17 protein-coding genes are annotated in these 24,642 nt (G+C 62.3%); 6 read left to right on the forward strand and 11 right to left on the reverse strand.

Features of this window, described 5'->3' with window-relative positions:
- Nucleotides 1–25: 25 nt before the first annotated feature.
- The 3 genes from IV088_RS11100 to IV088_RS11110 form a co-directional block, all read right to left on the reverse strand.
- Entirely contained in the window at nt 26–1,018 is a 993-nt protein-coding gene (locus tag IV088_RS11100; RefSeq protein WP_291101819.1) for a glycosyltransferase family 2 protein, read from the reverse strand.
- Nucleotides 1,015–7,464 (reverse strand): type I polyketide synthase, encoded by a 6,450-nt coding sequence (locus tag IV088_RS11105; protein WP_291101821.1) that lies wholly within the window; start codon nt 7,462–7,464, stop codon nt 1,015–1,017. Before IV088_RS11105 ends, IV088_RS11100 begins: the two co-directional genes overlap by 4 nt.
- A 114-nt stretch (nt 7,465–7,578) precedes the next feature.
- Entirely contained in the window at nt 7,579–8,532 is a 954-nt protein-coding gene (locus tag IV088_RS11110) for an AAA family ATPase (RefSeq protein WP_291101823.1), read from the reverse strand.
- A gap of 46 nt (nt 8,533–8,578) precedes the next feature.
- On the opposite strand from IV088_RS11110, the gene IV088_RS11115 reads away from it, so the two are divergent.
- Both IV088_RS11115 and IV088_RS11120 read left to right on the forward strand, forming a co-directional pair.
- Nucleotides 8,579–9,328, forward strand: coding sequence for a WecB/TagA/CpsF family glycosyltransferase (locus tag IV088_RS11115; RefSeq protein ID WP_291101825.1), 750 nt, complete (start codon nt 8,579–8,581; stop codon nt 9,326–9,328).
- A 94-nt stretch (nt 9,329–9,422) separates the two neighbouring features.
- A complete protein-coding gene (locus IV088_RS11120) occupies nt 9,423–10,703 on the forward strand; it encodes a glycosyltransferase family 4 protein (RefSeq protein WP_291101827.1) in 1,281 nt (426 codons plus the stop codon).
- A gap of 3 nt (nt 10,704–10,706) precedes the next feature.
- On the opposite strand, the gene IV088_RS11125 is transcribed toward IV088_RS11120, so the two are convergent.
- Genes IV088_RS11125 through IV088_RS11135 form a run of 3 tightly spaced genes read right to left on the reverse strand, consistent with a single transcriptional unit; the run spans nt 10,707 to nt 14,310 of the window.
- Complete coding sequence (locus IV088_RS11125; RefSeq protein ID WP_291101829.1) at nt 10,707–11,402, reverse strand: class I SAM-dependent methyltransferase; 696 nt, start codon at nt 11,400–11,402, stop codon at nt 10,707–10,709.
- 24 nt (nt 11,403–11,426) lie between these two features.
- Nucleotides 11,427–12,713, reverse strand: coding sequence for a glycosyltransferase family 39 protein (locus IV088_RS11130; protein ID WP_291101831.1), 1,287 nt, complete (start codon nt 12,711–12,713; stop codon nt 11,427–11,429).
- A 43-nt stretch (nt 12,714–12,756) separates the two neighbouring features.
- Nucleotides 12,757–14,310 carry a UbiA family prenyltransferase gene (locus IV088_RS11135; protein WP_291101833.1) on the reverse strand — a complete coding sequence of 518 codons (1,554 nt, stop codon included), beginning with the start codon at nt 14,308–14,310 and terminating at the stop codon, nt 12,757–12,759.
- Between IV088_RS11135 and IV088_RS11140 the strand changes: the two genes are divergently transcribed.
- Nucleotides 14,297–14,659 (forward strand): hypothetical protein, encoded by a 363-nt coding sequence (locus tag IV088_RS11140; RefSeq protein ID WP_291101834.1) that lies wholly within the window; start codon nt 14,297–14,299, stop codon nt 14,657–14,659. The genes IV088_RS11135 and IV088_RS11140 overlap by 14 nt on opposite strands.
- An 83-nt stretch (nt 14,660–14,742) precedes the next feature.
- On the opposite strand, the gene IV088_RS11145 is transcribed toward IV088_RS11140, so the two are convergent.
- The 5 genes from IV088_RS11145 to IV088_RS11165 are packed head-to-tail and all read right to left on the reverse strand — an operon-like array spanning nt 14,743 to nt 20,882.
- Nucleotides 14,743–15,777 carry a polysaccharide deacetylase family protein gene (locus IV088_RS11145; protein WP_291101836.1) on the reverse strand — a complete coding sequence of 345 codons (1,035 nt, stop codon included), beginning with the start codon at nt 15,775–15,777 and terminating at the stop codon, nt 14,743–14,745.
- Between the two features lie 60 nt (nt 15,778–15,837).
- The gene (locus IV088_RS11150) at nt 15,838–16,800 is read right to left on the reverse strand and encodes a glycosyltransferase (protein WP_291101838.1); all 963 of its coding nucleotides are present in this window, start codon (nt 16,798–16,800) and stop codon (nt 15,838–15,840) included.
- 14 nt (nt 16,801–16,814) lie between these two features.
- Nucleotides 16,815–18,035, reverse strand: coding sequence for a glycosyltransferase (locus IV088_RS11155; protein WP_291101840.1), 1,221 nt, complete (start codon nt 18,033–18,035; stop codon nt 16,815–16,817).
- 1 nt (nt 18,036) lies between these two features.
- Nucleotides 18,037–19,980: an asparagine synthase (glutamine-hydrolyzing) gene (gene asnB / locus IV088_RS11160; protein ID WP_291101842.1), complete on the reverse strand. Its 1,944-nt coding sequence runs from the start codon at nt 19,978–19,980 to the stop codon at nt 18,037–18,039.
- Nucleotides 19,980–20,882: a glycosyltransferase family A protein gene (locus tag IV088_RS11165; protein WP_291101844.1), complete on the reverse strand. Its 903-nt coding sequence runs from the start codon at nt 20,880–20,882 to the stop codon at nt 19,980–19,982. Before IV088_RS11165 ends, asnB begins: the two co-directional genes overlap by 1 nt.
- A gap of 380 nt (nt 20,883–21,262) precedes the next feature.
- On the opposite strand from IV088_RS11165, the gene IV088_RS11170 reads away from it, so the two are divergent.
- Genes IV088_RS11170 through IV088_RS11180 form a run of 3 tightly spaced genes read left to right on the forward strand, consistent with a single transcriptional unit; the run spans nt 21,263 to nt 24,582 of the window.
- Entirely contained in the window at nt 21,263–21,823 is a 561-nt protein-coding gene (locus tag IV088_RS11170) for a polysaccharide biosynthesis/export family protein (RefSeq protein ID WP_291101846.1), read from the forward strand.
- 14 nt (nt 21,824–21,837) lie between these two features.
- Entirely contained in the window at nt 21,838–22,956 is a 1,119-nt protein-coding gene (locus IV088_RS11175; RefSeq protein ID WP_291101848.1) for a hypothetical protein, read from the forward strand.
- A gap of 18 nt (nt 22,957–22,974) precedes the next feature.
- A complete protein-coding gene (locus IV088_RS11180; protein WP_291101850.1) occupies nt 22,975–24,582 on the forward strand; it encodes a hypothetical protein in 1,608 nt (535 codons plus the stop codon).
- Nucleotides 24,583–24,642 lie beyond the last annotated feature (60 nt).

The raw sequence follows: 24,642 nt of genomic DNA on the forward strand, positions 1-24,642 counted from the left end.
TCCCGAAATCGCGAAAACTGAGAGGTCAGACGGATGTGCCGCTGGTGCGCCCGACGAGACGGCGGTGCCAGGCGCAGCGCAGGGCGTGCGAGACCAGGTCCCCCAGGAAGTGCTGAGGCTGGCCGTTGCCCCTGCTCCCGACAACCTGACGCGCCTTTGAGATCGCTGCGCCAGCGACGTAAGCCAACGTGGCGGTGGCTGCGTAGAGCACGCCGTGGTTCTTGGTGAAGTACCACAGGCGCGAATCGAACCAGAAAGGGGGCATCCGCTTCCAGGTCTTCATGCCGGTGGAGACCGACCCGATGTGCATGACGCGGCTCTGGGGCAGGTAGACGGACAGCCAGCCGGCTCGACGTGCGCGCAGGCACAGATCGGTTTCTTCGAAATAGAGGAAGAAACGTTCATCGAATCCACCGGCCTCCTCGAAAGTGCGGTGGCGCACCATCAGGCTCGCGCCGGCCATCCAGTCCACCTCCTGCGCTTCCCTGGGTTCCGGCAGGGCCACGATGTAGCGCCGGAGCAGGCGGGAGATGGGGCCGGTCACCGCCGCCCCCTCGAATTCGCTGAACACGGTCGGGAACCGGAACGCGGTCTGGTGGTAGACGCCATCGTCTCCATGCAGGCGGCTGCCGGCGAAACCCACCTGGGGATGGGCCTGCAGATGCCCGACCAGCACCCGGATGGCACCGGGCTCAGGAAAGGCGTCGGAGTTGAGGATGTAGATGTAGTCGGGTGGCGAGCCATCGGGCAGCCCGTGGCGGATGCCGAAGTTGTTGCCGGCCCCGTAACCACCGTTGTGACCCGATTGCAGCACCCGCACCCGGCTCCAGCCGCGTTCCTGCACCGCCTGGCTCAGGATTTCGTACGACCCATCCTCCGAGTGGTTGTCGACGATCGTGAGGGCGCCCGCCAGCCCTTCCATTTCGCGCAGGGCCGCCTCCACCGCCCGCAGCGTCAGCAGGGGCGTGCGGTAGTTGAGCACGATGGTCAGCACGCTGGGACCCATGGGCTGGTTCATGCGTGTGTCCCGGGTCGTTGGGCTTCTTCGATGCAGCCCTTCAGCAGGCTGGCCATCACGCGCACGTTGGGTTCCAGCACCATGGAGTCGTGGTCACCCGGCACTTCCAGCACGCGCAGGGCCGGCATGAAGCGGGTCCAGTCGTTGTCGGCATGGACATATTCCCGTTCTGCGCTGACCCAGCGTCCACCAGAGACCTTCCAGCGCAGGTCGAGAGGCGGGCGGAACAGCACCGCAGACCCGTTCCAGACGTGCAGCTTGTAGCGGGGAAGGGCAGCCAGGAAGGCCGCCTGGATCGCTTCGTTGTTCAGCTGGTTGGTTCGGGGCTGGACGGGCGGCGCATGCCTGTTGCGAAGCCGGTCGAGCTCCCAGCGGGCGCGTCCCAGCGCCCAGGTCCACAGGAAGCCCGCGCCCTTCTTGCGCAACTCGGCCAGCTTGATGATGGTTTTGTCGATGCGGTTGATCGGCGGGTGTGTGGGCAGCGGTGTGTCCAGCAGCACCAGAAGGCTGACCTTTTCTCCGGCAGATTCCAGCTGTCGGGCGATCTCAAAGGCTGTGATGCCACCGCCCGAGAAGCCACCCAGCAGGTAGGGGCCGTGTGGCTGGACCTGGCGCATTTCAGCAATGTAGTCGGCCGCAGCTTCCTCAAATGTTTCGTGGGGCGCCTGGTCGCCGTAGAGGCCGCGAGCCTGCAGGCCATAGAACGGCCGGTCGACGCCCAGCAAGCGCGCCAGGTGTCGCAGGTTCAGCACGTTGCCGAACATGCCCGCCACCAGGAAGAAGGGCGTGCGCTCACCGCCTTCGCCATCGTGCATGGGCACCAGGTGAACGAAGCGGCGTCGGGCTTGCGGTGCTGCACCGCTGTTCCCGGCGGAAGGCGCCGCGTCCGCAGATCCACTGTCTCCGATCCGCTCCCGGATCATCGCCGCGCACAGCGCGATGGTCGGCGCTTCAAACAGCACAGAGATCGGGAACTCGACCCGGTAGGCCTTCTTGATCATCGCGAACAGGCGCACCGCGATCAGCGAGTGCCCGCCGAGATCAAAAAAGCTGTCCTGAACGCCCACCTGATCGACACCGAGCAGCTCTTCCCAGAAGCCCACCAGCGTGCGCTCCACATCGTTGCCTGGGGCCACATAGTCGCTGTCGAGGTCGGGGCGCTGGAACTTCTGTCCGGAACCCGCGTCGTTCGCGGCGACCTCACCCGCCTTTCGCACCAGCGCGTCCAGGTTCATCGAGGAAATGACCACCTGCGGCAGACCGGTGGCCAGCGCGCGCCCGAACGCGTCTGCGCCTTCGTGCGGGAGGATGCCCTGCGACATGCTGTACTGGAGCTGCTCTTCGGCCGGGGACAGCTTGGTGTGCGCCCCGGCTCCGCCCGTGTCCTCGAACACCAGTTCGCGCGCATCGAGCCGGCTGCCCGAGGCCAAAAAGCCGCCTTCCTCCAGGCGCTTGATCGAGAAGCCTTGCACCTCCACGCAGACCTCGCCCTGCGCGTCACACAGCGTCACGTCAAAGACCGCGAACGGTGCGTCGGAGCGGTTGTCTTGCGCGTTGCGGACCCAGCTCCACACGGTGCCCGGCAAGGGCCGGTGCACGTTCACCGACCGGTACGACACCGGCACCCACAGGTGGTCGGGCTTGTAGCCTTCGATCAGGAGCATGGCCCAGCCGGTGGCCAGGTCCAGCAGCGCCGGGTGCAGGAGGTAACCCGCCGCAAGGTCGTTGTCGAAGGCCGGCGGCAGTTGCAGGCGGGCAATGCCTTCGCTGTCTCCGTAGGCCACCGACTGCAACACCCGCCAGCGTGGGCCGAAGTTCAGGTGTTCCTCTTGAGGCGAGCGCAGGCCATCAGGGTCCTCGGCACGGTGGTGCGGGCAGCGGGCCTGCAGCGCGGCGGTGTCCACCCGTCCGGCACTGGGCAGCGCACCCGGGACCAGCGTGGCCTGGGCATTGAGCTGGAAGCCCTTGCGGCCCTCCAACAGCACGTCACTGCGCACCTCCAGCGCATAACCCTCGTCGCTGCGTGCCAGCTTCACGCGCACGTCCCGGGTCTGACCGTCGTGGACCTCCAGGGGGCGGAAGAAGTACAGGTCCTTGATCGAGAAAGGCCCTGTTTCGCCGTTGCCGCGCAGGGCCTCGGCGGCCAGTTCGAGGTATCCGGTTCCGGGCAGCAAGGCCTGTCCGGCCTTGGTGCGGTGGCCGTCGAGAATCCAGCGGCCTTCGGTTTTCCAGGCGGCGGTGAACATCCGGTGACCGGCGGCGTCGAACGTCGCATCGTCCAGCAGCGGGCTGCCGGCGGGATGGCGGGGCGGCGGTGCCGCTTCGCCCAGGCGGCTGGCCATCGCTCTCGCGGCCATGCCCACCTCGTTCCAGATGCCCCAGTCGATCGCCAGCACCTGGGTTCGCCCCCCCGCGCGGCTTCGGGCGTAGGCGTTGAGGTACTCGTTGGCCGCCACATAGTCGACCTGACCCGCCGGTGCGGTCACGGTGCTGGTCGATGAGAACAGGACCAGCCGGTCGATGCTGCCGTCGGGGAACAGGTCGTGAAGGATTTGAACCCCGTGCACCTTGGGGGCAAACACCTCTTCCACGCCGCCCGAGGTCTTGGTCATCAGAGGGCCGTCGTCCACCACACCGGCAGCGTGGATCACCACCTCGATGCGTCCGAAGCGCTGCTTCGCCTGATCGGCGGCCGCCCGCATGTCCTTGACGTTGCACACGTCGGCGGCGACCACCAGCACCTCGGCGCCCAGACCTTCGAGACGGCGCACCGCCAGGATGCGCTGCACCACCGGGTCCAGCGGGTCGCCGCTGCGCAACCGTGCGTCCCAGGTGTCGGATGCGGGCAATGCCTGGCGCGCCAGCAGCACCAGGTGCGCCTGTTTTTCGCGCGCCAGACGCTCGGCCAGCGTCAGGCCGATGCCGCCCAGGCCGCCGGTGATCAGGCAGACGCAGCCTGGCGAGAACCCGGAGAGTCCTTCGGAGGGCGCCAGGGGCAGCGGGGCGTAGCCCAGTTCGAACCGTCTGTCGGCCCGCAAGGCCGCCACGCGGTTGTCAGGCGCTGCGAACAGTTCCTCTAGCACACGGTCGGCCAGAGCGTTCAACGCATTCGCGTCCGGTCTGGCGCGCCAGCCCTTGTCCACGGCAGGCAGCGCGACATCGAGCACCGAACAGGTCAGGCCGGGCAGTTCGCGCGGCGCCACCCGGGCCGGGCCCATGAGGGTGGCTTTTTCGGGGTAGGGCAGGGCTTCGTCGCGCACCCGCACGGCCCCGGAGCTCAACACGGTCAGGTGCTGGGGCTTGGGGAGGTTTTCGCCGGCCATGGCCTGCGCCAGGAACAGCAGGCTGAAAAAGCCCTGCTCCAGGTTGCGGTGAAAGAAGCTGCTGCCAGGGCGAAAGCGCTCCTCCTGCGTGACCAGCCAGCCGTGCACGATCTGCTGCGGTGTGTTGCCCGCGGCGACCAGATCGCGCAACAGCTCGTCGTAGCCTTCGCGCCCGCGCTCCGGTGCCAGCAGGTACTCGAACTCGTTCAGTCGCGCAAACAGGTCGCCCGCGCGCACCACTGTGACCCGGTGTGAAGCGCTGCGCAGGCGTTCGACCAGCTTGTCGGTGAGGCCGGCCTCATCGGCAAACACCAGCCAGGTTTGTGGTTCGGTGCTGGCCAGGTCCTGGGTGACATCGATCTCGATGTTGGCCTGGCGAGGGCGCCAGCGCGGCTGGTAACCCCACGCGCTGATGTCGTCGGTACGCACCAGTTGCGGCGCTGCTTCTGGCGCCGAGCGGGCCGTGCCCGGCTCGATGAAGTAGGGCTTGCGCTGGAAGGCGTAGGTGGGCAGGGGCACGCGGTGCCGGCGTGCCTCGCCCCAGATGGGCTCCCAGTCCACCTGGACGCCCGTGGCCCACAGCCGGCCCAAGGTGCCCAGGAACCACACGTCGTCGGCCACCGCATGGTCGGCGTGGCGCAGCGAGTTGATCACCTGGGAGGCAGGAACGCCGTTGGCCTGGGTCAGGGAGCCCAGCGCCTTGCCCGGGCCCACCTCCAGGTACACCCGGTGGCCCTGTTTCTTCAGCGTGGTCAGGCCATCGGCAAAATGCACCGTGCTGCGCAGGTGCCGCACCCAGTACATCGGATCGGTGGCGTCGGCAGCGCTCAGCGGTTGCCCGTCGCGGTTGGAAATGATGGGGAGCTTGGGTGCGCTCAGGCGGATGCTGCGCAGGTAGGCCTCGAAACGGCCCAGGATCGGCTCCAGCATGCGCGAATGCGCAGCAATGTCGATCTGGACGCGTTGGGGCTCGATCTCGCGCTCGCGCAACTGAGCCTCCAGCCGGTCCAGCGCATCCTGCGGCCCGGACACCACGCACAGCTCTGGCGCGTTCACGCTGGCCATGTCCAGTTCCTGGCCCAGCAGGCCGCGCACTTCATCCGCGGGCAGGGGCACGCTGAGCATGCCTCCCCGTGGCACGGTGTCGAAGAGTTGTCCGCGCAGCAGCACCAGACCGATGCAGTCCTCGAACGACATCACGCCCGCCAGGCAGGCGGCGGTGTTCTCGCCCATGCTGTGACCCAGCAGGGCGGCGGGCTTGACCCCCCAGGACATCCACAGCTGCGCCAGCGCGTGCTCCACGATCATGATCAGTGGCAGCTGAACCGACGGTCGCCTGAGTTTTTCGACCGCTGCGGCATGCTGTTGCGGCTCGGGCAACCACAAAGCCCGGATGTCGTAGTCCAGTTGCTTTTGCAGCACGTCCAGCCCGCGGTCCATCCAGTCCTGGAACACGGGCTCGGTGGCGTAGAGCTCACGTGCCATGCCGGCATATTGCGCGCCCCCGCCCGGGAACAGGAACACCACTTCGGGGTCGTCCAGGTGGCTGTGGTTGAACACGCGGCGGGTATCGCTGCCTTCGAGCAAGGTGGCGGCCTCTTCATGGCTCTCGGCCACCAGCACGCGCCGGTGTTCAAAGGCCCGGCGCCCTTGCTTGAGCGTGTAGGCCACGTCGGCCAAGGGCTGTTCGGGGTGGGCTCGCAGGTGGGCGGCCAAGGCCTTGGCGTTGGCGTCGAGCGCCGCTCGTGAGCGGCCCGACACCACGAGCAGCTGGAATGGCCAGTCGGACGGATCGGACGCTTCTCGGGCAGGGGCTTCTTCCAGCACCGCGTGCGCATTGGTGCCTCCCACGCCCAGGGAGTTCACCCCGGCGCGGCGTGGCCCTTTGTGCGACACCCAGGGGCTCAGGGTGTGGTTGACCTGGAAAGGGCTGGTGTCGAAGTCGATCGACGGGTTGGGCTGCTCATAGCCCAGACTCGGCGGAATCTCCTGGTGCTTGAGCGCCAGTGCGACCTTGATCAGGCTGGCGATTCCTGCGGCGGTGTCGGTGTGCCCGATATTGGTCTTGACCGAACCAATCCGGCAGAAACCGGTGTCCGACGTGGTCTCGCGGAACGCCTGCGTCAGCGCGGCCACCTCGATGGGGTCTCCCAGGTAGGTGCCGGTCCCGTGGCATTCGACGTAGTCGATGGTGTCGGCGCTCACGCCAGCCACGGCCTGCGCCTCCGCAATCGCCTTGGCCTGCCCGTCCACGCTCGGGGCCAGATAGCCGGCCTTGGCCGCGCCGTCGTTGTTGACGGCCGTTCCCTTGATCACGGCCCAGATGTGGTCACCGTCCTTGAGGGCGTCTTCCAGGCGGCGCAGCACCACCACGCCCGCACCAGAACCGAACACGGTGCCCTGTGCCCGGTGGTCAAAGGCGTGGCAATGCCCGTCGGGCGAGAGAATCTCGCCCTCCTGGAAGATGTAGCCGCGGGCCTGGGGCAGTTCGATCGTCACCCCGCCGGCCAGGGCCATGTCGCACTCGCCGAGCAACAAGGACTGGCAGGCATGGTGCGTCGCCACCAATGAGGTTGAGCAGGCCGTCTGGATGTTGACGCTCGGGCCTTTGAGGTCAAAGATGTGGCTCACCCGGGTGGACAGGAAGTCCTTGTCGTTGCCCGTGTGGCGCAACAAGAACATGCCCGTGCTGGCCACCAGGTCGGGGTTGGAGCAGATGTTGAAGTAGAAATAGCTGCCCATGCCGCAACCGGCATAGACCGCGATCGGTCCGGCAAAGGTCTCGGGCGGGTGCCCGGCACTTTCCAGCGCTTCCCAAGCCACCTCCAGAAACTGGCGGTGCTGCGGATCCATGATGGCCGCTTCCTTGGGGCTGAAGCCGAAGAAATCGGCGTCGAACTGCTCGAATCCTTCAAGCGGTGCCGCCGCGGGCACATAGTTGCGATGCCGAATGCGTTCCGGGCTTTCTCCAGCGGCCAGCAGCTCGGTCTCTGTGAGTCGCCGGATGGATTCGATTCCCTGGCTCAGGTTGGACCAATATGCCGTCGGATTGGCCGCACCTGGCAGATGCGCTGCCATGCCGACGATGGCAATGTCGTTCGAAGCGGCTGAAGGCGTGGTCACACAGATCTCTCAGGTAGGAACACCCGTTCTCACTCCCATCGGGTAAACCATTATGACTCAACAATTTGTTACTTGATGTGAGTGAGATCACACTTTTGGGGGATAGGACGGCGTTTAAACAGCGCTGTCTCCCCATTGGCTGTCCCCGGATTGGCCGATGTTGAAATTGGTGTCGCCCAGCACGCCGTACTCGCTCCGGTCGCGCAGCACTTCATCGACCACATGCACATCGATCAGACGGGCCTCAGCGGCATACCCGTAGACGAGGGCCATGTCGCAAAGGATGTTGATGCTGCGGGGGATGCCATGGGCTGCCCTGGCGATCTTGGCCGTGGCGTAGGGCGTGAACAGCTGACGATCGCGCCCGGCCACCTTCAACCGATGTTCGATGTAGTCTCCGACCTCCACCGAGTTCAGGGGGGAAATGAAGAAATCGGCCGCCACCCGCTGCGCAAACTGCTGCAGCTCCGGGCGCCTGAGCAGATCGCGCAACTGGGGTTGACCGACCAGCACGACCTGAAGCAGCTGATCCTTGTCGGCGTTGATGTTGGAGAGCATGCGCAGCGATTCCATGGCGGCCGGGCTGAGGTTCTGTGCCTCGTCGACGATGAGCACCACCCGGTGGTTCTTGGCATATTCGCCGATCAGAAAGCGCTGGAACGCGTCATAGCGTGCGACAGGCGAGAGTCCGTCGTAGGGCTGGCCAAAGGCCAGCATGATCCACTCGGTCAAATCGGCCAGGTCGGGGTGTGTGTTGGTCACCAGCCCCACCTTGACCTCGTCCCCCAACTCGTTGAGCAGGCGGCGAATCAGCGTGGTTTTGCCACACCCTATGTCGCCGCAAATGACAGTGAAGCCCGCCCGACTGCGTATCGCGTACTCCAGCATGGTGTAGGCCAGTGAATGGCGCTTTCCCATGTAGAGGAAGGCGGGGTCAGGTTGTATCGAGAACGGCTTTTCTTTCAGCTCGTAGAAGGATTCGTACATGTTCGTTTTGCCAGTGAGCTTTGCGGGAGAGCCTTCACCTTGTTTTACAAGCGAACCCGCGAGTTGGTGCAGCCGGTTCATTATCGAATACGATGGAGTGATGACTGAACAACTTCCATAGTTTTTGATGCAACCTGTTGATCAGGCATGCGAGCTTTGCGGATTGCCGGTCTCGCGCAACGATTTGGATTTCCACGTCCGAGACTTGGTTGATCGTGCTGATCGAGGCAACGGTTGTTGGCTCTTGACGCTCAATACTGAGATGATCGCGCGTGGTGTGCGGGATCCGGACTACTGGGACCTTGTCAAGCGGGCCGACATCATCACCGCAGATGGCATGCCTCTTGTTTGGGCATCGAAGTTCAAGAGCCGGAAGGCGGCGATTGTCGGTCGCACCACTGGAGTGGATCTGGTGGACGCCATGCTTCGTCTTGACAACGTGCCCCGTTTTGCGGTCATTGGTGGAAAGAGTCCGACGGAGACCATCAAGTGCTATGGTCAACAGGCTATGGAGGCATGTGCGTTTGTGTTCGACGGCAAAGTTGATCTGTCAGGCGAACAGTTGTCGTTCTTCTGTGATGAGTTGGGCCTGCACCACGTGCGTGTCGTCTTTGTTGCACTTGGGGTTCCCAAACAGGATCGCCTGGCCTTGCTTCTCAGGCATCGCATGCCTCACTTGGTTGTGCTCGGTATCGGAGGTACGTTCGAGATACTGGGACCTGAAGGCGGCCGTGCTCCGCAGTGGATGCAGAAGTCTGGTCTGGAATGGATATATCGCTTGGCCAAAGAGCCCCAGCGACTTTGGCATCGATACCTGATCAACTACCCCCGAGGCATCTGGTGCCTTGTGAGGGATTGCATCGGAGCAGGGCAGTGAGGTATGTGCATGTCACGGGTTTTGCCGGCCTGCATTGCCAGATGGCGGAACGATCCAAACGATGTCTTGCTCGACTCAGCCTCATTTGTCGACCATGAAATCCATCCGAGCTCTTTTGATCGCCGAGGCGGCTAATCCCGAGTGGTCCAGCGTACCTTTGATCGGCTGGTCTCTATCAACTGCGATTGCCGGAGAGATCGATGCCCATATCGTTACCCAGATCCGTAACCGGGATGCTTTTGTCCGGGCCGGTTTGAAAGAAGGTGTGGATTTCACCGCTATCGATTCCGAAGCCATAGAGAGACCCTTCTGGCGGCTGGCTGGCTGGCTGCGAGGTGGCCAAGGGATCGGCTGGACCACCCAGACTGCTTTGTCCAGCCTGTCCTATCCCTACTTTGAGCATCTGGTCTGGAAGCAGTTCGGGGCACGGATCAGCAATGGCGAATTTGGTGTTGTTCACCGAATCACGCCCTTGACGCCCACCGCGCCCAGTTCCCTGGCCAAGCGATGCGCTAAGGCGGGTGTGCCATTTGTGCTGGGACCACTCAACGGCGGAGTTCCTTGGCCCGAGGGGTTCGACCGGGAGCGAAGGCAGGAGAAAGAGTGGTTGTCTTACGTGCGGGCTGCCTACCGTATGTTGCCGGGCATTCGTCAGACCTACCGGTATGCAACGAAGGTCCTGGTGGGGTCGCGCTTTACTCAGGGTGACCTCCCTGCTGCATATCGGGACAAGTACATTTATATGCCGGAGAACGGGATCGATCCTGGACGCTTCTGGCGAACAGCAAAGAACCGTGATTCCGGTGCGCTCCGAGCGGTATTCGTCGGGAGGCTGGTGCCCTACAAAGGGCCGGATATGTTGCTGGAGTCAGCACTGGAGTTATTGCGCTCGGGATCCATGACCATCGATATTGTCGGAGATGGTCCGTTGATGCCCGAACTGCGTGCGTTCGTTCAAATACACAACTTGGATTCGGTGGTTACGCTTCATGGCTGGGTAGCAAATGAGCGGGTGCAAGATATCCTCTGCCAGTGCGAAGTTTTGGCGTTCCCCAGCATCCGTGAGTTCGGCGGGGGCGTCGTGCTGGAGGCCATGGCGCTGGGCGTCGTACCGATCGTGGTGGACTATGCAGGTCCTGGTGAACTGGTGACTGCTGAAACGGGACTGAAGATACCCATCGGTACGCGAAAGGATATCGTCGCGGGTTTTCACGAGACGTTGGCCCGACTGGCGAAAGACCGTTCTGAATTGGCAGTGCTTTCCCGAAATGGCTGCGATCAGGTAAAGAGGATATTCACTTGGTCAGCAAAGGCGCGCAGCATCCGCGAGATCTACGAACGCTTGAGCTATCACACGCGCCTTGCAGGTGAATGATCTTCACCGGACCTGTTCGCTTTCCGATGTCGAAGATCGCTTCTCCAGCACCAGCAGCCAGTGTCCGTACCACCACGTGTTGAAATGGTCTAGCCGCATCACGCGCATACCCCTTGGGACGGCCCAGGCTTCCACCTGATCAGGGTCCAGATGCTCGACCCACTGGCGAGCCATGATCAGATCGTGCATCCGGTTGGCAGCCGCACGCCAGCGCGGGCGGACCACCATGTCCTTGACAATGAGCAGTCCCCCCTCCGGCACCACATCGCACAGGGCACCCACAAATGCAGCCTTGTGCTGGTTGGGTACATGATGGAGCACATCAATCACGGTGACCACTTCATGACCCAGGTCGGGAATGCCTTGCGCAATGGACCGATGTTCGAAGTCAACCACCGCCGAAAGCCCGTGCTGGTCAGCCATCTGGCGTGCAACCTCAATGGCCGGAGCCGCCACGTCGAAGCCATGACCTTGACGGATGTGGCCCAGCCTTGCCAACAGGTTCAGCAGCAGCCCGTGACCACATCCAACGTCCAGCACGCTCGATTGCGCTGGAACTTCATTGATCACCTCGTGCAATGGGCAGATGTGCGAACGGTATGTCGCCATCAGCCTGACCTTGGCGCTGGCTGCTCCAGCATAGAGGGGAGAAGCAAGCCGCTGTATGTCTGCGGGCGACAGGTTGATTTCGGTGGACATGGCGTCGACAAGACTTTCCGCTGATCAGTGCAAAGGTGTGTTGGCTTCGACCGAGCGCCGGCTCTGGCGCCAGTTGACCAACTGGACAAGGCCAAGAGCTGCCAGGATGGCCCACTGCCCGGCAAAGGCCAGGTGGTAACGTTCCTGGGACACCACGACCATGTGGATCGCGGTGAAGTACAGGATGCTCAGCATGATCGGAGAGAACAGGGTGTTCTGGAGGCCGGACCTGCGCAGCGACGACCAGATCCCTGCGGCAGCCAGCAGACAGATCAGCGCCCACGAGCCCTGGGTCATGCGCTTGAGTCGGTGTTCCCATGTCTTGCCGAATGTTTGGCGAATGCCTGGCGAGTTCCAGCCCACACCCACAGATTCGTTGGTGTACAGGATCAACAGCTTCCTGACGGCGCGTTCCGCAAATGCCGCTGGGTCCTGGAGGATGTAGTCCATGGCCTCTTGTTTGAGCACTCGCGCTTTTTCGTTCTCGGGCAGGTGGCTGTACTGAGGTGGCACCACCATATAGCGGCCGTCGGTTCCGGGTGTGTTGCCCATCCAGAGTGTGATTCCACCGTTGGTGGAAATGAGCACCGGCTCCCCGTAAAGCTGATGGTTGCGCCAGGTCCAGGGTGCGATGACGACGGCCATGACGGTGCCGGCCAAGGCCACGCAGCGGGCCTGGGCAAGGAGTGCGGGCAGGGTGACCCGTGACGTGAGCAGCAAGCCAGCGGCGTACACCAGCGGCAGCAGCAGCGCCTGTGGGCGAACCAGGGCCGCGAATCCGAGCACCAAGCCGGCCAGCAGTGACTTGGACGTGGCGCCGAGCCTGGGATGGGTCCAAAGGTCCAGCGCAAGCAAAGTGAAGAATACAAAGGGCAGTTCACTCGCCAGGATGGTTGGGTACATGACGAGCGTGGGCCAGGTGGCCAAGATGAGGGCGCTCAGCACCGCCGTCTGCTGGTTCCAGAACCGGGCCGCCAGTCTTGCCGTCACCCAGAGAATGCCCACCGACAGGGCGATGTTCATCGCGATGATGGGTTCGTAGCGGATACCAAACAGCGCGTACAGGGTGGCATGAAGGAACGTGGTGCCCGGCGGCCAGAACGCAGTAGGGTGGCTTGCGACCACGCCGAAGGTGCCTTCCTGCACAAGAGTCCGTGCAAAAGCATCGTAGGCTGCGCCGTCGGAAAAGGGGATCACGGGAACCCACCAGGCCCAGATGAGACGCAACGCCACTGCCAGCACCGTCAGCAGGACCAGAGAGCGGGTCCAGCGCAGTTCGCGAGATTCTTGGTTGTACGGTTGCGCGTTCATTCTGTGTTTGAAAGCTTGGATCAAGACGGGGTAACTGGCTGGTTCAAAGCTGGAGCAGGGTAGCGCCCATGAGGATCAAAGCCACCACAGCGCCAGTGGCCCAAGTTTCAGGGTCTTTGGCTGCAAAAAAAATAGGGTCTTCGTCCATATAGCCTCTGGCCGTCACCAACCACATGCGCGTGACCCACAAGAGCATCAAGGGCGCGATCAGCCAAAGCAACTCGGACGACCGGTAGAGCTCCGAGACCTCGGGGCTGTGGATGTACAGCGCTAGCACCAAGACCGCAAGGTAACCGCTGGCCGCGCCCAGGCCCTGCAGCACGGCCACGTCTTCGGTTGAATACTCTCGCCCGCGGAGTTTGCCAAGGGTCAGGCCTGTTGCCACCTCCTTCTTGCGCACCTCCACGAGTTCCGCCACCCGCTTGACCAGTGCGAGCGAGAGAAAGATGAACATCGAAAAGGCCAGCAGCCAGAACGAAAGGCTGATGCCGGTGGCAAGCGCTCCGGCGATGATGCGCAGGGTGTACAGCCCGGCCAGCACGATCACGTCCAAGCTGGCCAACCGCTTGAGCCACAGCGAATACAGCAACGTGGTCAGCAGATAGGCGGCAAGCGCCCACTGGAACGTCACTGGAAGGAGCAGAGCCAGACCCACTCCGAGAACCAGCAACACGACGATGGCGGCCAGACCGGCACGCACGTCGAGGTGCCCAGCGGCAAACGGCCGCATTCTCTTTTTGTGATGATGTCGATCGGCTTCGAGGTCCATCAGGTCGTTGATGAGGTAGGTGGATGAAGCACAAGCGCCGAAGCTGACGAAAGCCAGCAGTACCGCGCCCAGGGCCTGGACGTTCAGTACCTCATGGGCGGTGATGATCGGCACCAGCAGCAGCAAGTTCTTGAGCCATTGCTGCAGCCGGATGGCCCTGAGCCAAGTCCGCCATCCAGTGCCTGGGTGTGGGATGTCCCTGTGAGGGATGCCCATGCCCGCGACCTGCCGCACCACCGATCTCGGTGCGTGAACGGTCACCGCAGCCCCTGACTTTTGCCAGACGGCCAAGTCCACGCGTCCGTTGGCCACGTACTCGAATTGTCTGGATCCGAATGTCCGCTCCAGAAGGGCTGCCTTGTTGGAACCGATCAGGTTCTGGCTTTCGCTGGTGGCCAGGACGGTGTCGAACAATGGCACGTGGTCAGCGACCTGTTGAGCCAGGCTTTCGTGGCTGCCCGTCACCAGCGCCACGTGGCGACCCTCTTCGCGGGCCTTTTGAATCAAGGCCAGCACCTCAGCCTGGTACGGGAGCACCGTGACGTCGAGTTGCGAAGCCTGAACCAGTCGATGCTTCAGATAGCTCCGGCCCTTCAGCCACCAGAACGGCAACACAAAGACAAGCCAGGGCCGACCCTTGAGCGCACCCAGCAAACACTCGAACGTCAGATCCGTTCGAACCAAGGTTCCATCCAGATCGATACACAAGGCACGCGCCAACGGTTTCTCAGAGGGGCGTTGCGACATCGACGGAGTACATTCGGAAGTCATTTCAAGCGCGCTCCCCATTGAAAGGCCACCGGTGAACCGTTCGATGCTGATGCTCATTTTGGCCAATGTGGCCATGACATCCCTCGCCCAGATCGTGCTCAAGGCAGGCATGAGCGCACCGGACGTCGTTCGTGCGCTGGCCGGTGGGCTTCGCCTGCCCGCTTTGGTGACCGTTTTCCTTCATCCGTGGGTGATGATCGGTCTGGCCTTGTACGCGGGTGCAGCCGTGGTCTGGTTGCTGGTGTTGGCCAAAGTCGATGTCAGCCTGGCCTACCCGTTTGTGGGTTTGGGATTTGTGGTGACGATGGTACTTGCCTGGGCATTCATGGGCGAAGCGGTTTCCGCCACGCGCATCGCAGGCACCTTGCTCATCATGGCTGGCGTGGTCGTGCTGGCTCGGTCCTGAGTCTTGCCCAGCCGGTCGACGCAATCGCCCGACGATGGTGGATGGAGGGTGTAGGGGCATCATGGGTCCGGTCATCCTGTCGGTCAACGTGCGCCGGGCATCCGGCCAGAGAGTCGCACCAGCAAGGCGCCTTGGACAAAATGGCCACGACTGTCCCGCCCATAGCGGCCCTGGAGGTCGATCCGCCGCAGCGTCCATGGCGGAGCAAGGCGGCGGTTGATGCCGTAGCGGGTGGTCACTGCTTGAGCGTAGCCGGCTCGCTTCACCGCAAGGACCACACGCTCATCGTGATCGCCGTTGGGATAGCAGAAGGAGATCACTGGTTGCTGGACTTGTGCTTCCATGCGTTGTCGCGACCCCTCCACCTCTTTGCGAAGGGTTTCGTCGTCGACCAGAGGCAATATCGGGTGGCTTGAGCTGTGGGATCCAATTTCATGTCCATCCTTCAGCATCTGACGGATGTGGTTCCAGTCCATCATGCCATCCCATTCGGGACGCAACGGCTTGCCGGCAAGCCGTTCAAGCTGCCTGACTCTCGAGGCCCTTTCGCCTGGCGTCAACGCCTTGGCGGCCGTGACCGCCAGTGCAACTGGATCGACTTCCCATGCGTTGATGCCAAGGTCCTTCAGCCAGCGATTCAGCTCCGCGGACCTTTTGGCCAGCGCGTGGTGGATGGCAAAGGCCATGCGGTCATGCCACAGCAGTTCACCATCGTCGGCCGCCGCCGATACGACGAAAAAGCTGGCGCGCACGCCCCGTGACTGCAGCACTGGGCGCGCGAACAGGTAGTTGTCGATTTGACCGTCGTCGAAGGTGATCGCGAGCAGTGGTTTGCCGGCATGGTTGCCCGATGCTTTGAGTTGCATCATGTCGTGCAGCGAACCAACGGTGTAGTATTTCTGGAACGCACCGACGAAGTGGTCCAGTTCCTCGGGTGTCACCGCGATCGCAGGCAGGGGATAACCGGCCAGCATGGTCGGCGGTAGCACTCGGTGGAAGGTGACGATGGTCAACTGGTCTTTCGCCCACAGTGCCGGCGACGAAAGGCCGGTGACGCGCAGGCTTTCGCCGACGGTATCCCTGACATACGACTTGATTCTGCGAATGGCCGGTTTCATGGGCTTGCCAAAGGTTCGTTCGGAGGTGACGCTTGGGTAGCAGGGAGCCACCTTGCCTTCCTACTTGTATTCGATGAGGGCGCCGGCTCGGCCTCGCCGGCGGCCGGCATGAAATCGCCAGATGCCCACCGTTTCTGCAAAACGGCTCAGCACGGAAAGCAAGGCGTGGGCCAGTGAACCTGATCGGAACCACATCCGGATCACCTGCAGTGGATACAGGCCCAATAGCAGCCAGGCCCAGGGGCCCTGTAACAGGCTCAGCAGCATGGCCGAAGCAGGTACTCCGATGGACCAAGCCAGCGCGCGGACGTTTTCCTTCACCCAATGCCGGTAGGGGCTTCGACCATGCAGCCAGGCGCCTTCGCCATAGGCATGTCCCGAGCGGACACTGCGTGTCCACCATTGAGCGAAGCGTTGCATGGCTGCATCGTGCAAGGTCATCTCGGCGTTGATTCTCCAGATGGACCATCCGGCACGACGCAATCGCAGGCACAGTTCGGGCTCTTCGCCGGCAATCAGGCCCGCCCGGTAGCCCCCCGCGGCATGCAGCGCATCACATCGCATCAGGGCGTCACCACCGCAACTGGTCGCTTCACCCACGGGGGTGTCCCACTCGCGGTCGCACAGCCAGTTGTAGATGCTTTGCTCAGGGTATCGCTCCCGGCGCCGGCCGCAAACGACAGCACAATCAGGATGCTCCATGAGGAACGCCACAGCCTTCTGCATCCAGTCCGTTACGACCTCGCAGTCGCCATCAACGAACTGTACGTAGGGGAGGTTGGGGTGCAGGGACAGCAAGCGCGCGAAGCCCTCGTTGCGTGCTCGTGCCGCAGTGAACGGAATGGACAGGTCCAGCTCGACGACGTCGACACCTGTTCGGCGCGCATGGTCCACGGAGCCGTCCGATGAGCCGGAGTCGACGTAGACGGTCCGGGTCGATACGACGGCCAGGGAGGCCAGGCAACGCTTGAGGCGTTCGCCCTCGTTGCGCCCGATCACCACGGCGCCCAGCAGGGTATTCAAGGGTTGGGCTGCAGTCATCCCAATTCCCGATGCACCGAACTGAAAGCGCGAAACAACTCGGCCAGCCGTGCTCCTTCAATGCGCGCATCGTGCCGTTGCCGCACGGCATGCTGGCCGGCCGAGCCCATGCTGGCCAGGGTGTCGGGCGAAGCATCAAGACATTGCTGTAGGGCCTGTCCCAAGGCATCTTCGTTACCGGGAGGCACCAGCCAACCGTTCGTGCCCGCCTCTACCAGTTCCGGAACGCCAGCCACCCAGCTTGATACCACTGGCCGACCCAAGGCAAGAGACTCCATCAGGACAACAGGTAGCCCTTCGGCAAAACTGGGCAGCACCAGAGCTTTCGATTCGAGCAACAGTTGGCGAACCTGATCTCCCGATACCCAACCCGTGATCCTGACCCGATCGGCGATTCCCAGTTCGCGACAGCGGCCTTCAATCAAGGCGCGAAGCGGGCCGTCTCCAGCGAGCACCAGCTTGGAACTGGCACCTGTCTTCAATATTCGGGCAAACGCATTCACCAAGCAGATGTGGCCTTTTTCCTCTGACAGGCGTCCCACCGCCAGGAATCCCGCACCGGATTCAATGGGGGGCGCGGAGCAGTCCAGGTACTCGCGTCCCAGCCCGCAGTGCACCACATGGATGCGCGACCACTGGTCAGGAGGTATCCAGCGCATCATCTGGGCCCTGCCATAGTCGCTGACAGCCACAACAAAGGCTGCGGCGCCGATCTTGGCGGGCAGCCCGATGGCCCGGGCATTGTCGGTTTCGACGGTGCCATGGGCAGTGAAGCTGTAACTGATGCCGCTCAGCTGCGCCGCCAACATGGCCACCTCAGCCGGATTGCTCCCGAAGTGCGCATGAAGGTGGTTGATCGTGCGCCGTCGTACCAGATCGGCCACCATCGCAGCCTCAAGAAAATAGACCCAGTGCACAGGCATGGGCCTGTCCGCACCCAAGCCCATTCGGCAGGCCAGCCAGAAGGTCTTCAGGGTGCGCACCGGAACACGCAGCAGGCAACGAAGGCCGGCGACCAATAGCGCTGCGGTGCCGCCATCCAGCAGCCGCGTGGTCCGGCCATGTTCCACCCGATCCTGCGGATCGACCACCGGGCCCCCGTCCCGGATCGATATCCTTTCGACATCGATGCCGCAGGCTTCGACCGCTTCAATCTCGCGCCGGATGAAGGTATGACTGACCTTGGGGTATTCGCTGACGATATAGCCGACACGCATGTCACGTACCCACGCGGTTGACCTGGGTCCAGCGGATGAGGCTGTAAAGCGCCCATAGGCGCGTCCAGTAAAGGCCTTTGGCGCCAGCTTTGAAGGCCATCCACAGGCGCCGCACCTCAGCCGCATCCAGCCCCGCACCTGAAACCGCAGCCGCATCCAACAAGGTGGCTTCGATTTCCTGCCCCAGTGCCTGCCGTAGCCAGCGATCAAAGGGCAGCTCGAAGCCCGATTTCGGGCGGTTGAACAACTGAGAGTCCAGTCCCTTGAGGCCCGTGCGTCTGAGCAGGGCTTTGAGACGTACCGGGTGAAACCGTATCGTGTCGGGCAGGCGGTGCACGACCGACAGCAGGGCCGTATCGACCAGCGGCAGGCGGGTTTCGATGGACGCCGCCATGCTGGTGGCATCGGTGTCCCGCAGCAGCCGTTCGCCAAGAAACAGACGCTGCTCGAGCATGGCGATGGCGCCCAAGTCTGAACGGCCGGCCGTTTCCTGCGCCAGCTGGCGGTATCGCTCCGGCGGGAGGCCGCTCAGCAGTCCAGAGTCACTGGCCCGTACCGCCCGAAGAGCGCGCTGGTTGGCAGGCAGGAACAGCGCATAGGCCAGCTGGTAGAGATCGCATGCGGCGGGTCCTGCGGCGATCATGTCGGGCAACTTGGCCCAGCGCGTCTGGGGCTCATAGGCCTGGCCGGACGATTGCTGGATGCGCCGGACGCCACAGGCCAACCACTGCCGGGTGATTGAGGGTGCAGAGGCGATCAAGCGGTTGACCTGCTGCATGCGAGGCAAGTCACGGAACGACGAGTACCCTCCGAACAGCTCGTCACCGCCGGAGCCCACCAGTGCCACCGTGAAGCCGGCATCCCTGACGGCGTGTGACATGAAGAAAGAGTTGAGACCATCGAAACTGGGCTGGTCCAGGCTGTTGAGGGCAGGCTCCAGCCTGGCGAGGAAATCCTGTTCTGTCAGAAGAACCTCGGTGTGACGTGTGCCGATGGCCTTGGCGACCTGCCGGGCGATGTCACCTTCGTTGCGCTCGGCCTCGTTGAAGGCCAGTGTGAATGTGTTCACGGTCGACGCGCCAGAGCGGGCGGCCAGGTTGACCACCGCCGATGAGTCGACCCCGCCTGATAGGAAGACGCCCACCGGGACATCGCTGATCAGGTGGGATCTAACCGAATCCAGCAGTGCGGCCTCAAGCTCTTCCTCCGTCGCCACCGGCCCCTGGCCAGGTGTGGGGGGGATCCAGTAAGTGAAGCGCCGCATCAGGCGCCCCGAAGTGTCGAACCAGGCGGCTTCGCCGGGCAGCAGGGACTCGATCCCTTGGACCGCCGTCACTGGCGCAACGGTGAAGCCGTTCCACAAGACCGATTCGACAGCGCGGGCGTCGAGACGATGCTGTGCCAGCAGACCGGATGCCAAGATGGCCCGGACCTCCGAAGCGAACACGAGAGTCCAGTCGCCAGCCGTCGCCGGGTTGGAGGCGAAATACAAGGGCTTGATGCCCAGCGGGTCGCGTGCCAGCAGTACATTGCCAGATCGCTGGTCCCGGAAGGCGAACGCGAACATGCCGCGCAGGTCCTGCAAGGCCTTTTCTCCCCGCTGCGCCAGCAACCGCAGCAGCACGGCTGTGTCGCCGGGCGATTGAAGGGCCGTCGGGCGATCCTTGAGCTGCTCACGCAGCGCACCGTAGTTGTATATCTCCCCATTGAGGACGATGCAGTCACCCGTCTCGGGAAGCACCATGGGTTGAATGCCCAGCGGTGACAGATCCAGAATGGCCAGCCGACGGTGCCCGAACAGGACCCTATGGCCATCTGAGGTCGCTGGAGATTCCCATTGACCTTGGGCATCGGGTCCTCGCAAGCGCATGGCATCGGTCATGCGCTGCAGGGCACCGCGATGTCGGCCATCTCCCGCGCCGATGATGCCTGCAATGCCGCACATCAGGCTTGCTGCCCGGTCATGGTGAGCGCGCGTCGCTTGCCCAGGAGGAGCGCGCGCCACTGATAGCGGCGAAGGAACCGGCGAAAGGCCATGTCTTCATACCGAGGCTTGCGCTGCAGCGCGGCCTTCAACCAGCCCCACATCATGGCAAGGCTGCCCAGCACATAGGGCTTCTGGTTGAGCCGGAACAGGGCGCTTGCAAACATGAACACCGGCCCTGTACCCATGAAATACTGTCCGTAGCCGTGTCGCATGCGTCCAAAGTAGATGCTGTCTTGGCTGGATCCCATGGGGCGCAAGTGGATGAAACGCAGGTCGGGCTCATCCCAGCTGCAGGCGATCCAACCGTGCATGCGGCAGCGATGGTTGTCGATGCCGTCCCACATGACTTCACGAACGAAGCCACCGATCTTTTCGAAGCAAGCGGTGCGATAAAACTTGGTCATCCCCAGCGAGGTATCGTCGCCATGTCGCTCGGGGACGGGGGTACCGTCTTCGCGGACGTATGCCTTGCCGCTGCAGGTGGCTATCTGCAGGTTGTCGGCCATGCGTTGCATGAGAATCTCGAAGTATCGGGGTGGCAGCTCCAGGTCGAGATCGAGTTTGCACATGAACTCGAAGTCGGATGGTTCAATCGTCTGGTAGCCCGCGTAGAAGGCATCGATGACACCCGGGCCAACCGAGCGGTGGCCGCGGTCCCGTCGGGTGACGATGCGCATCCATGGATAGCGCCGAGCATACTCCTGCAGTATGGCCGCGGTGTCATCTGTGGAGCCGTCATCGACAACGACCCATAGCGCTGGCTGCAGGCTTTGGGCCACCACAGATTCCAGGGTGCTACGCATGTAGCCGGCCTCGTTGCGACAAGGCGAGATGAGTACGTATCGGTTGCTACTGTCCATGTCTGGTTTTCAGTGCGCGTGCTGTCTGCGGTGCTTGGCAGCCGGCATTGAGGCCTGGTTGGTACGTGCCCGTGCCGTCGGCATTCTCAAGTCGGGGCTGATGGAACATAACATGGTGATGTGTCGCTCGGAGGTGCTGCGAATGAACCTGTGCCCAGCTTCAACCCGCGTGGGAGCGATTTTCTCTGCATATAGGCGTGATTCGACGGAACGATCATAGGATGGGTACCACCTTTTTGGGTTGTGCGCCGACGCGGAGGGCGTAAGATACCGATTGATACTTTTGTTCACCTGCTGCCCGAGCGCCTGACGGCTACGGGCTTGGTTGGGATTTCGAATCCAGTGAGCGCGGTCTCGGTTGTGTTTTCAGGAGGATTGTCATGAAGTATTTGCGTATTGACAGGCTGGGCATATTGCTTGTCGTGCTGTTGTCGACAGTATCGGCAGGGGCAGCAGAGCCCTATCGCCTGAGGCATGGCGACACTGTAATGGTGTCGGTATGGAAAGAAGAGGCACTTCGGATGGAGGTTCGGGTATTGCCAGACGGTAGCATCACGTTTCCGCTGGCAGGTCGGGTCGAGGTAGCAGGGTTGAGCACCAGTGAAACCGAAGCGCGTATCGCAGCCAGGTTGGTCAAGTTCATCCCGGAAGCGGCCGTGACTGTGGCAGTCACGGGCATCGACGGCAGTCGCGTCTATGTGCTTGGGAAGGTGACAACCCCTGGCCCGGTGCTGCTGACTTCACCCAACACCACTGTGCTTCAGGTTCTGAGCCAGGCGGGTGGGCTGGATCGGTTTGCCGATGGAAACGGAATCCGGGTGCTTCGCAGCACATCTGGTGGATCGCAGACTTTGAATGTACGCTACAACGACCTTGTAAAAGGAAACGAGTTGCAAACCAACGTGGTCCTGATGCCTGGTGACACCATCTTGGTTCCTTGACAAGGCCAACCTGCATGCCAAACAACCTCAACCGCTCCCTGTTCGCGAGCCCTGCGTTGCTGATGGGGGCCTTGGTCGGACTGCCCCTCGTGTCCATGGCTCAGAGCAATGTGAGTGTGCCCGTCGAGATTGAGCACAGCAGCAACCCGGCCCTGACGACCGGCGAAGCCATCGGGGTCACCCGCTTCCGAGTGTCGCCCCAATACACCCTTGTAGGTCAGGGCGGATCCACGCAGACCCGGCTCTCGCTTGGAGGCGTGCTTGAGCGATCCAGCAACACGGCTGTCAGCAATCACCGATCGGACCCCAACCTGTCGTTTGCGATTGAGCAGGTTTTGCCAGTCGGTAGCCTGGGACTCAGGGCGGCACTGTCTGAGTCATCCTCCCGAGCGGAGGAATTTGCAGAAACTGGGGCTGTCGCCTCAGACGCGACGCTACGCAACACGGAGTTGGACGGAACCTGGAGGCGAGATCTGAGCGATGTCTCCCGACTTGAGCTGGGACTGGGTGTTGCAAAGGTGCAATACGACACATCCAGCCTGGTGGGCTACCGCGAGTTCAGATCATCCGCCGGACTCAATTACGACCTTACCGATGAAACGCAATTGACTGCCCGGTTGGAGGGCTCGCGGCTCCATCCCGATCAGGGCATAGCCCGCTCGTCCCGCAGGGGCTTCGCAGTTGGTCTGGCGACCCGATTGAGCGACGCCTTCCGCTTCGTGGCCGAGAGAGGGACAGTGCGGACTTCGGGGCTTGATTCCGCGCGCACACCTTCAACGCTGCTGCGGTTGGAATATGCCGGCGAACGTCTGACATCGACCTTGGAGTGGTCGCGTTCCACTGCTATCTCGAGTACCCTGGCTGGGTACACCGCCACCCGGCTGCTTGGTTGGACCGCGGACTATGCATGGTCCGAACGCACATCGATCAACTTAGCGACCAGCCAGGCTCGGTCCCAGGGGGCAGGGGGCGCAGCTGGATCCACGTGGATGGCTGGTCTGCGCCATTCATTCAGCGACTTCTGGTCCATTGAGGGCCGACTGGGCCAATTGCGAACACGACCGAATGTGGGCGGTTCAGCGACTGCGAACGTGGCTGGCTTGGTTCTGACCTATTCACACCCCGATTTCTGACACACAGGCAAAGACTACATGGCGGCCGACTATCAATTGGGATTATCTGAATACCTGGCCATCGCTCGGAGATGGGCTTGGGTCATGGCAGTTGCTTTCGTGACCGTGCTGGGGGTATCAGTGGTCGTGGCTCTGCTTCAGCCTCGGACCTTCCAAGTTTCGGCGGTATTGATGGCAGAAGGAACCCGTATTGCAGCCGACGTTGCTCGTCAAGCGGCAGTAGTCTCTGCGGAAGATCGCATGCGCCAGGCTAGCCAGCGCATCATGAGTCGTGACAATTTGGTCGATTTGGCCAATCGACTGAACGTTTTTGAGACGGCTCCTGACGTTCCTTCATTGAAAGAGGCTGATCTGGCACGCCTGATGCGTAGCAGCCTTGGCTTTAAGTTGCGAACCGACAACCAGCACACGTGGCAACGTCCGGACGCCACCATCGTGTTCGATCTTTCCTTTCAGCATGGAAATCCTGATAAGGCTTTGCAAGTGGTCAACGAGTTGACTCGGCTTTTCGTCGAGGGCAGTTCTCTTGAGCAGACCCAGCAGGCGGCGCGGACTTCAGCGTTTCTGGAACAAGAAGCCGAGAAGCTTCGCAAGGAGTTGGAGGTATATGAGAACCGGATTGCTGCCTACAGACGGTCCCACGAAGGCGCGATGATTGAAGGCCAGGCGATTGCGATGAGTAGCATCCAGTCACTTGAGGCCGATCTTCGTGCGGTAGAGCAAAGTCATCGGGCGGCTCTTGAAGAGCAAAGGACATTGGAGGTGGAGCTGGTCGGTGCCCGGGCGGGTTTGTCGATTGCAGGAGGCGGTACGACGGTCGCTGCCCCTTCCGTGGCTGAACAGGAGCTGGCGCGTACCAGAGCCGAGTTATCTCAGCTCAGGTCGGTGTACTCGGAAGAACATCCTGACCTTCGGGCTCAGTTGCGACGCATTCAGTCGCTGGAACAGGCTCTCAGCCGCGAGGCGTCTACAAGGAGTCCTTCTCGGGACGCCGCTGAGGGGCAAAGGAGGCTGGCGGTTGCTCGCCTGGAGGCATTGCTGGCGGCGGCTCAATCTAGGGCAAATCTGCTGCTGGGGCAACAGAGCACGATCAGAGGAAGCATCGCTCGGATGCGTACCCAGTTGGCCCGTGCTCCTCAGGCAGAGCGCGACTTGACCGCAATGCAACGGGATTATGAGATCGCACAGACCAAGTTCGAGGACATCCGGTCACAGCAGCGCTCGGCCCAGATTGCGTCCAGCTTGATTGACGCACAGAGTGCTGATCGATTTTCTGTCATCGAGCCACCAATCCTCCCAGAGTACCCCATAAGTTCTGGTCGAAGGAAGACTGTAGCTCTGGGGGTGATCGCCGCATTGGCAGCTGCTTTGGGTGTGGCAGCTATGCTGGAGGCCATGTTTCCCCGCGTTCGGGGCGAGAATGCCGTCACAGCTATCACTGGGCAAAAGCCGCTGGTGGTGATTCCTTACATCAAGAACGCCGAAGATGACCGCATGATCAAGGATACGAAGAAATGGCTCGTGTGGGGCGCGATGGCAGCCGTGACGCTTGTTCTATTATTTCTGCACTTTACTCTACAACCTTTGCCGGAGTTACTGTCAGGCATTGTCGGCTATCGCGACTGAACCCACCATATGGAACGAATCAAAGAAGCCATCTTAAAAGCGCGTGCAGGAGATGCGGTT

The organism is Hydrogenophaga sp., assembly GCF_018780075.1.
Lineage (GTDB): Bacteria > Pseudomonadota > Gammaproteobacteria > Burkholderiales > Burkholderiaceae_C > Hydrogenophaga.

What these genes read in the sequence shown, in the direction of transcription:
- IV088_RS11180 (WP_291101850.1), top strand. Translation starts at nt 22,975, where the DNA reads ATGGCGGCCGACTATCAATTGGGATTATCTGAATACCTGGCCATCGCT.
- IV088_RS11100 (WP_291101819.1), bottom strand. Translation starts at nt 1,018, where the DNA reads ATGAACCAGCCCATGGGTCCCAGCGTGCTGACCATCGTGCTCAACTAC.
- IV088_RS11165 (WP_291101844.1), bottom strand. Translation starts at nt 20,882, where the DNA reads ATGGACAGTAGCAACCGATACGTACTCATCTCGCCTTGTCGCAACGAG.
- IV088_RS11120 (WP_291101827.1), top strand. Translation starts at nt 9,423, where the DNA reads ATGAAATCCATCCGAGCTCTTTTGATCGCCGAGGCGGCTAATCCCGAG.
- IV088_RS11145 (WP_291101836.1), bottom strand. Translation starts at nt 15,777, where the DNA reads ATGAAACCGGCCATTCGCAGAATCAAGTCGTATGTCAGGGATACCGTC.
- IV088_RS11125 (WP_291101829.1), bottom strand. Translation starts at nt 11,402, where the DNA reads ATGTCCACCGAAATCAACCTGTCGCCCGCAGACATACAGCGGCTTGCT.
- IV088_RS11170 (WP_291101846.1), top strand. Translation starts at nt 21,263, where the DNA reads ATGAAGTATTTGCGTATTGACAGGCTGGGCATATTGCTTGTCGTGCTG.
- IV088_RS11115 (WP_291101825.1), top strand. Translation starts at nt 8,579, where the DNA reads ATGCAACCTGTTGATCAGGCATGCGAGCTTTGCGGATTGCCGGTCTCG.
- IV088_RS11110 (WP_291101823.1), bottom strand. Translation starts at nt 8,532, where the DNA reads ATGAACCGGCTGCACCAACTCGCGGGTTCGCTTGTAAAACAAGGTGAA.
- IV088_RS11130 (WP_291101831.1), bottom strand. Translation starts at nt 12,713, where the DNA reads ATGAACGCGCAACCGTACAACCAAGAATCTCGCGAACTGCGCTGGACC.
- IV088_RS11155 (WP_291101840.1), bottom strand. Translation starts at nt 18,035, where the DNA reads ATGCGTGTCGGCTATATCGTCAGCGAATACCCCAAGGTCAGTCATACC.
- IV088_RS11175 (WP_291101848.1), top strand. Translation starts at nt 21,838, where the DNA reads ATGCCAAACAACCTCAACCGCTCCCTGTTCGCGAGCCCTGCGTTGCTG.
- IV088_RS11135 (WP_291101833.1), bottom strand. Translation starts at nt 14,310, where the DNA reads ATGAGCATCAGCATCGAACGGTTCACCGGTGGCCTTTCAATGGGGAGC.
- asnB (WP_291101842.1), bottom strand. Translation starts at nt 19,980, where the DNA reads ATGTGCGGCATTGCAGGCATCATCGGCGCGGGAGATGGCCGACATCGC.
- IV088_RS11140 (WP_291101834.1), top strand. Translation starts at nt 14,297, where the DNA reads ATGCTGATGCTCATTTTGGCCAATGTGGCCATGACATCCCTCGCCCAG.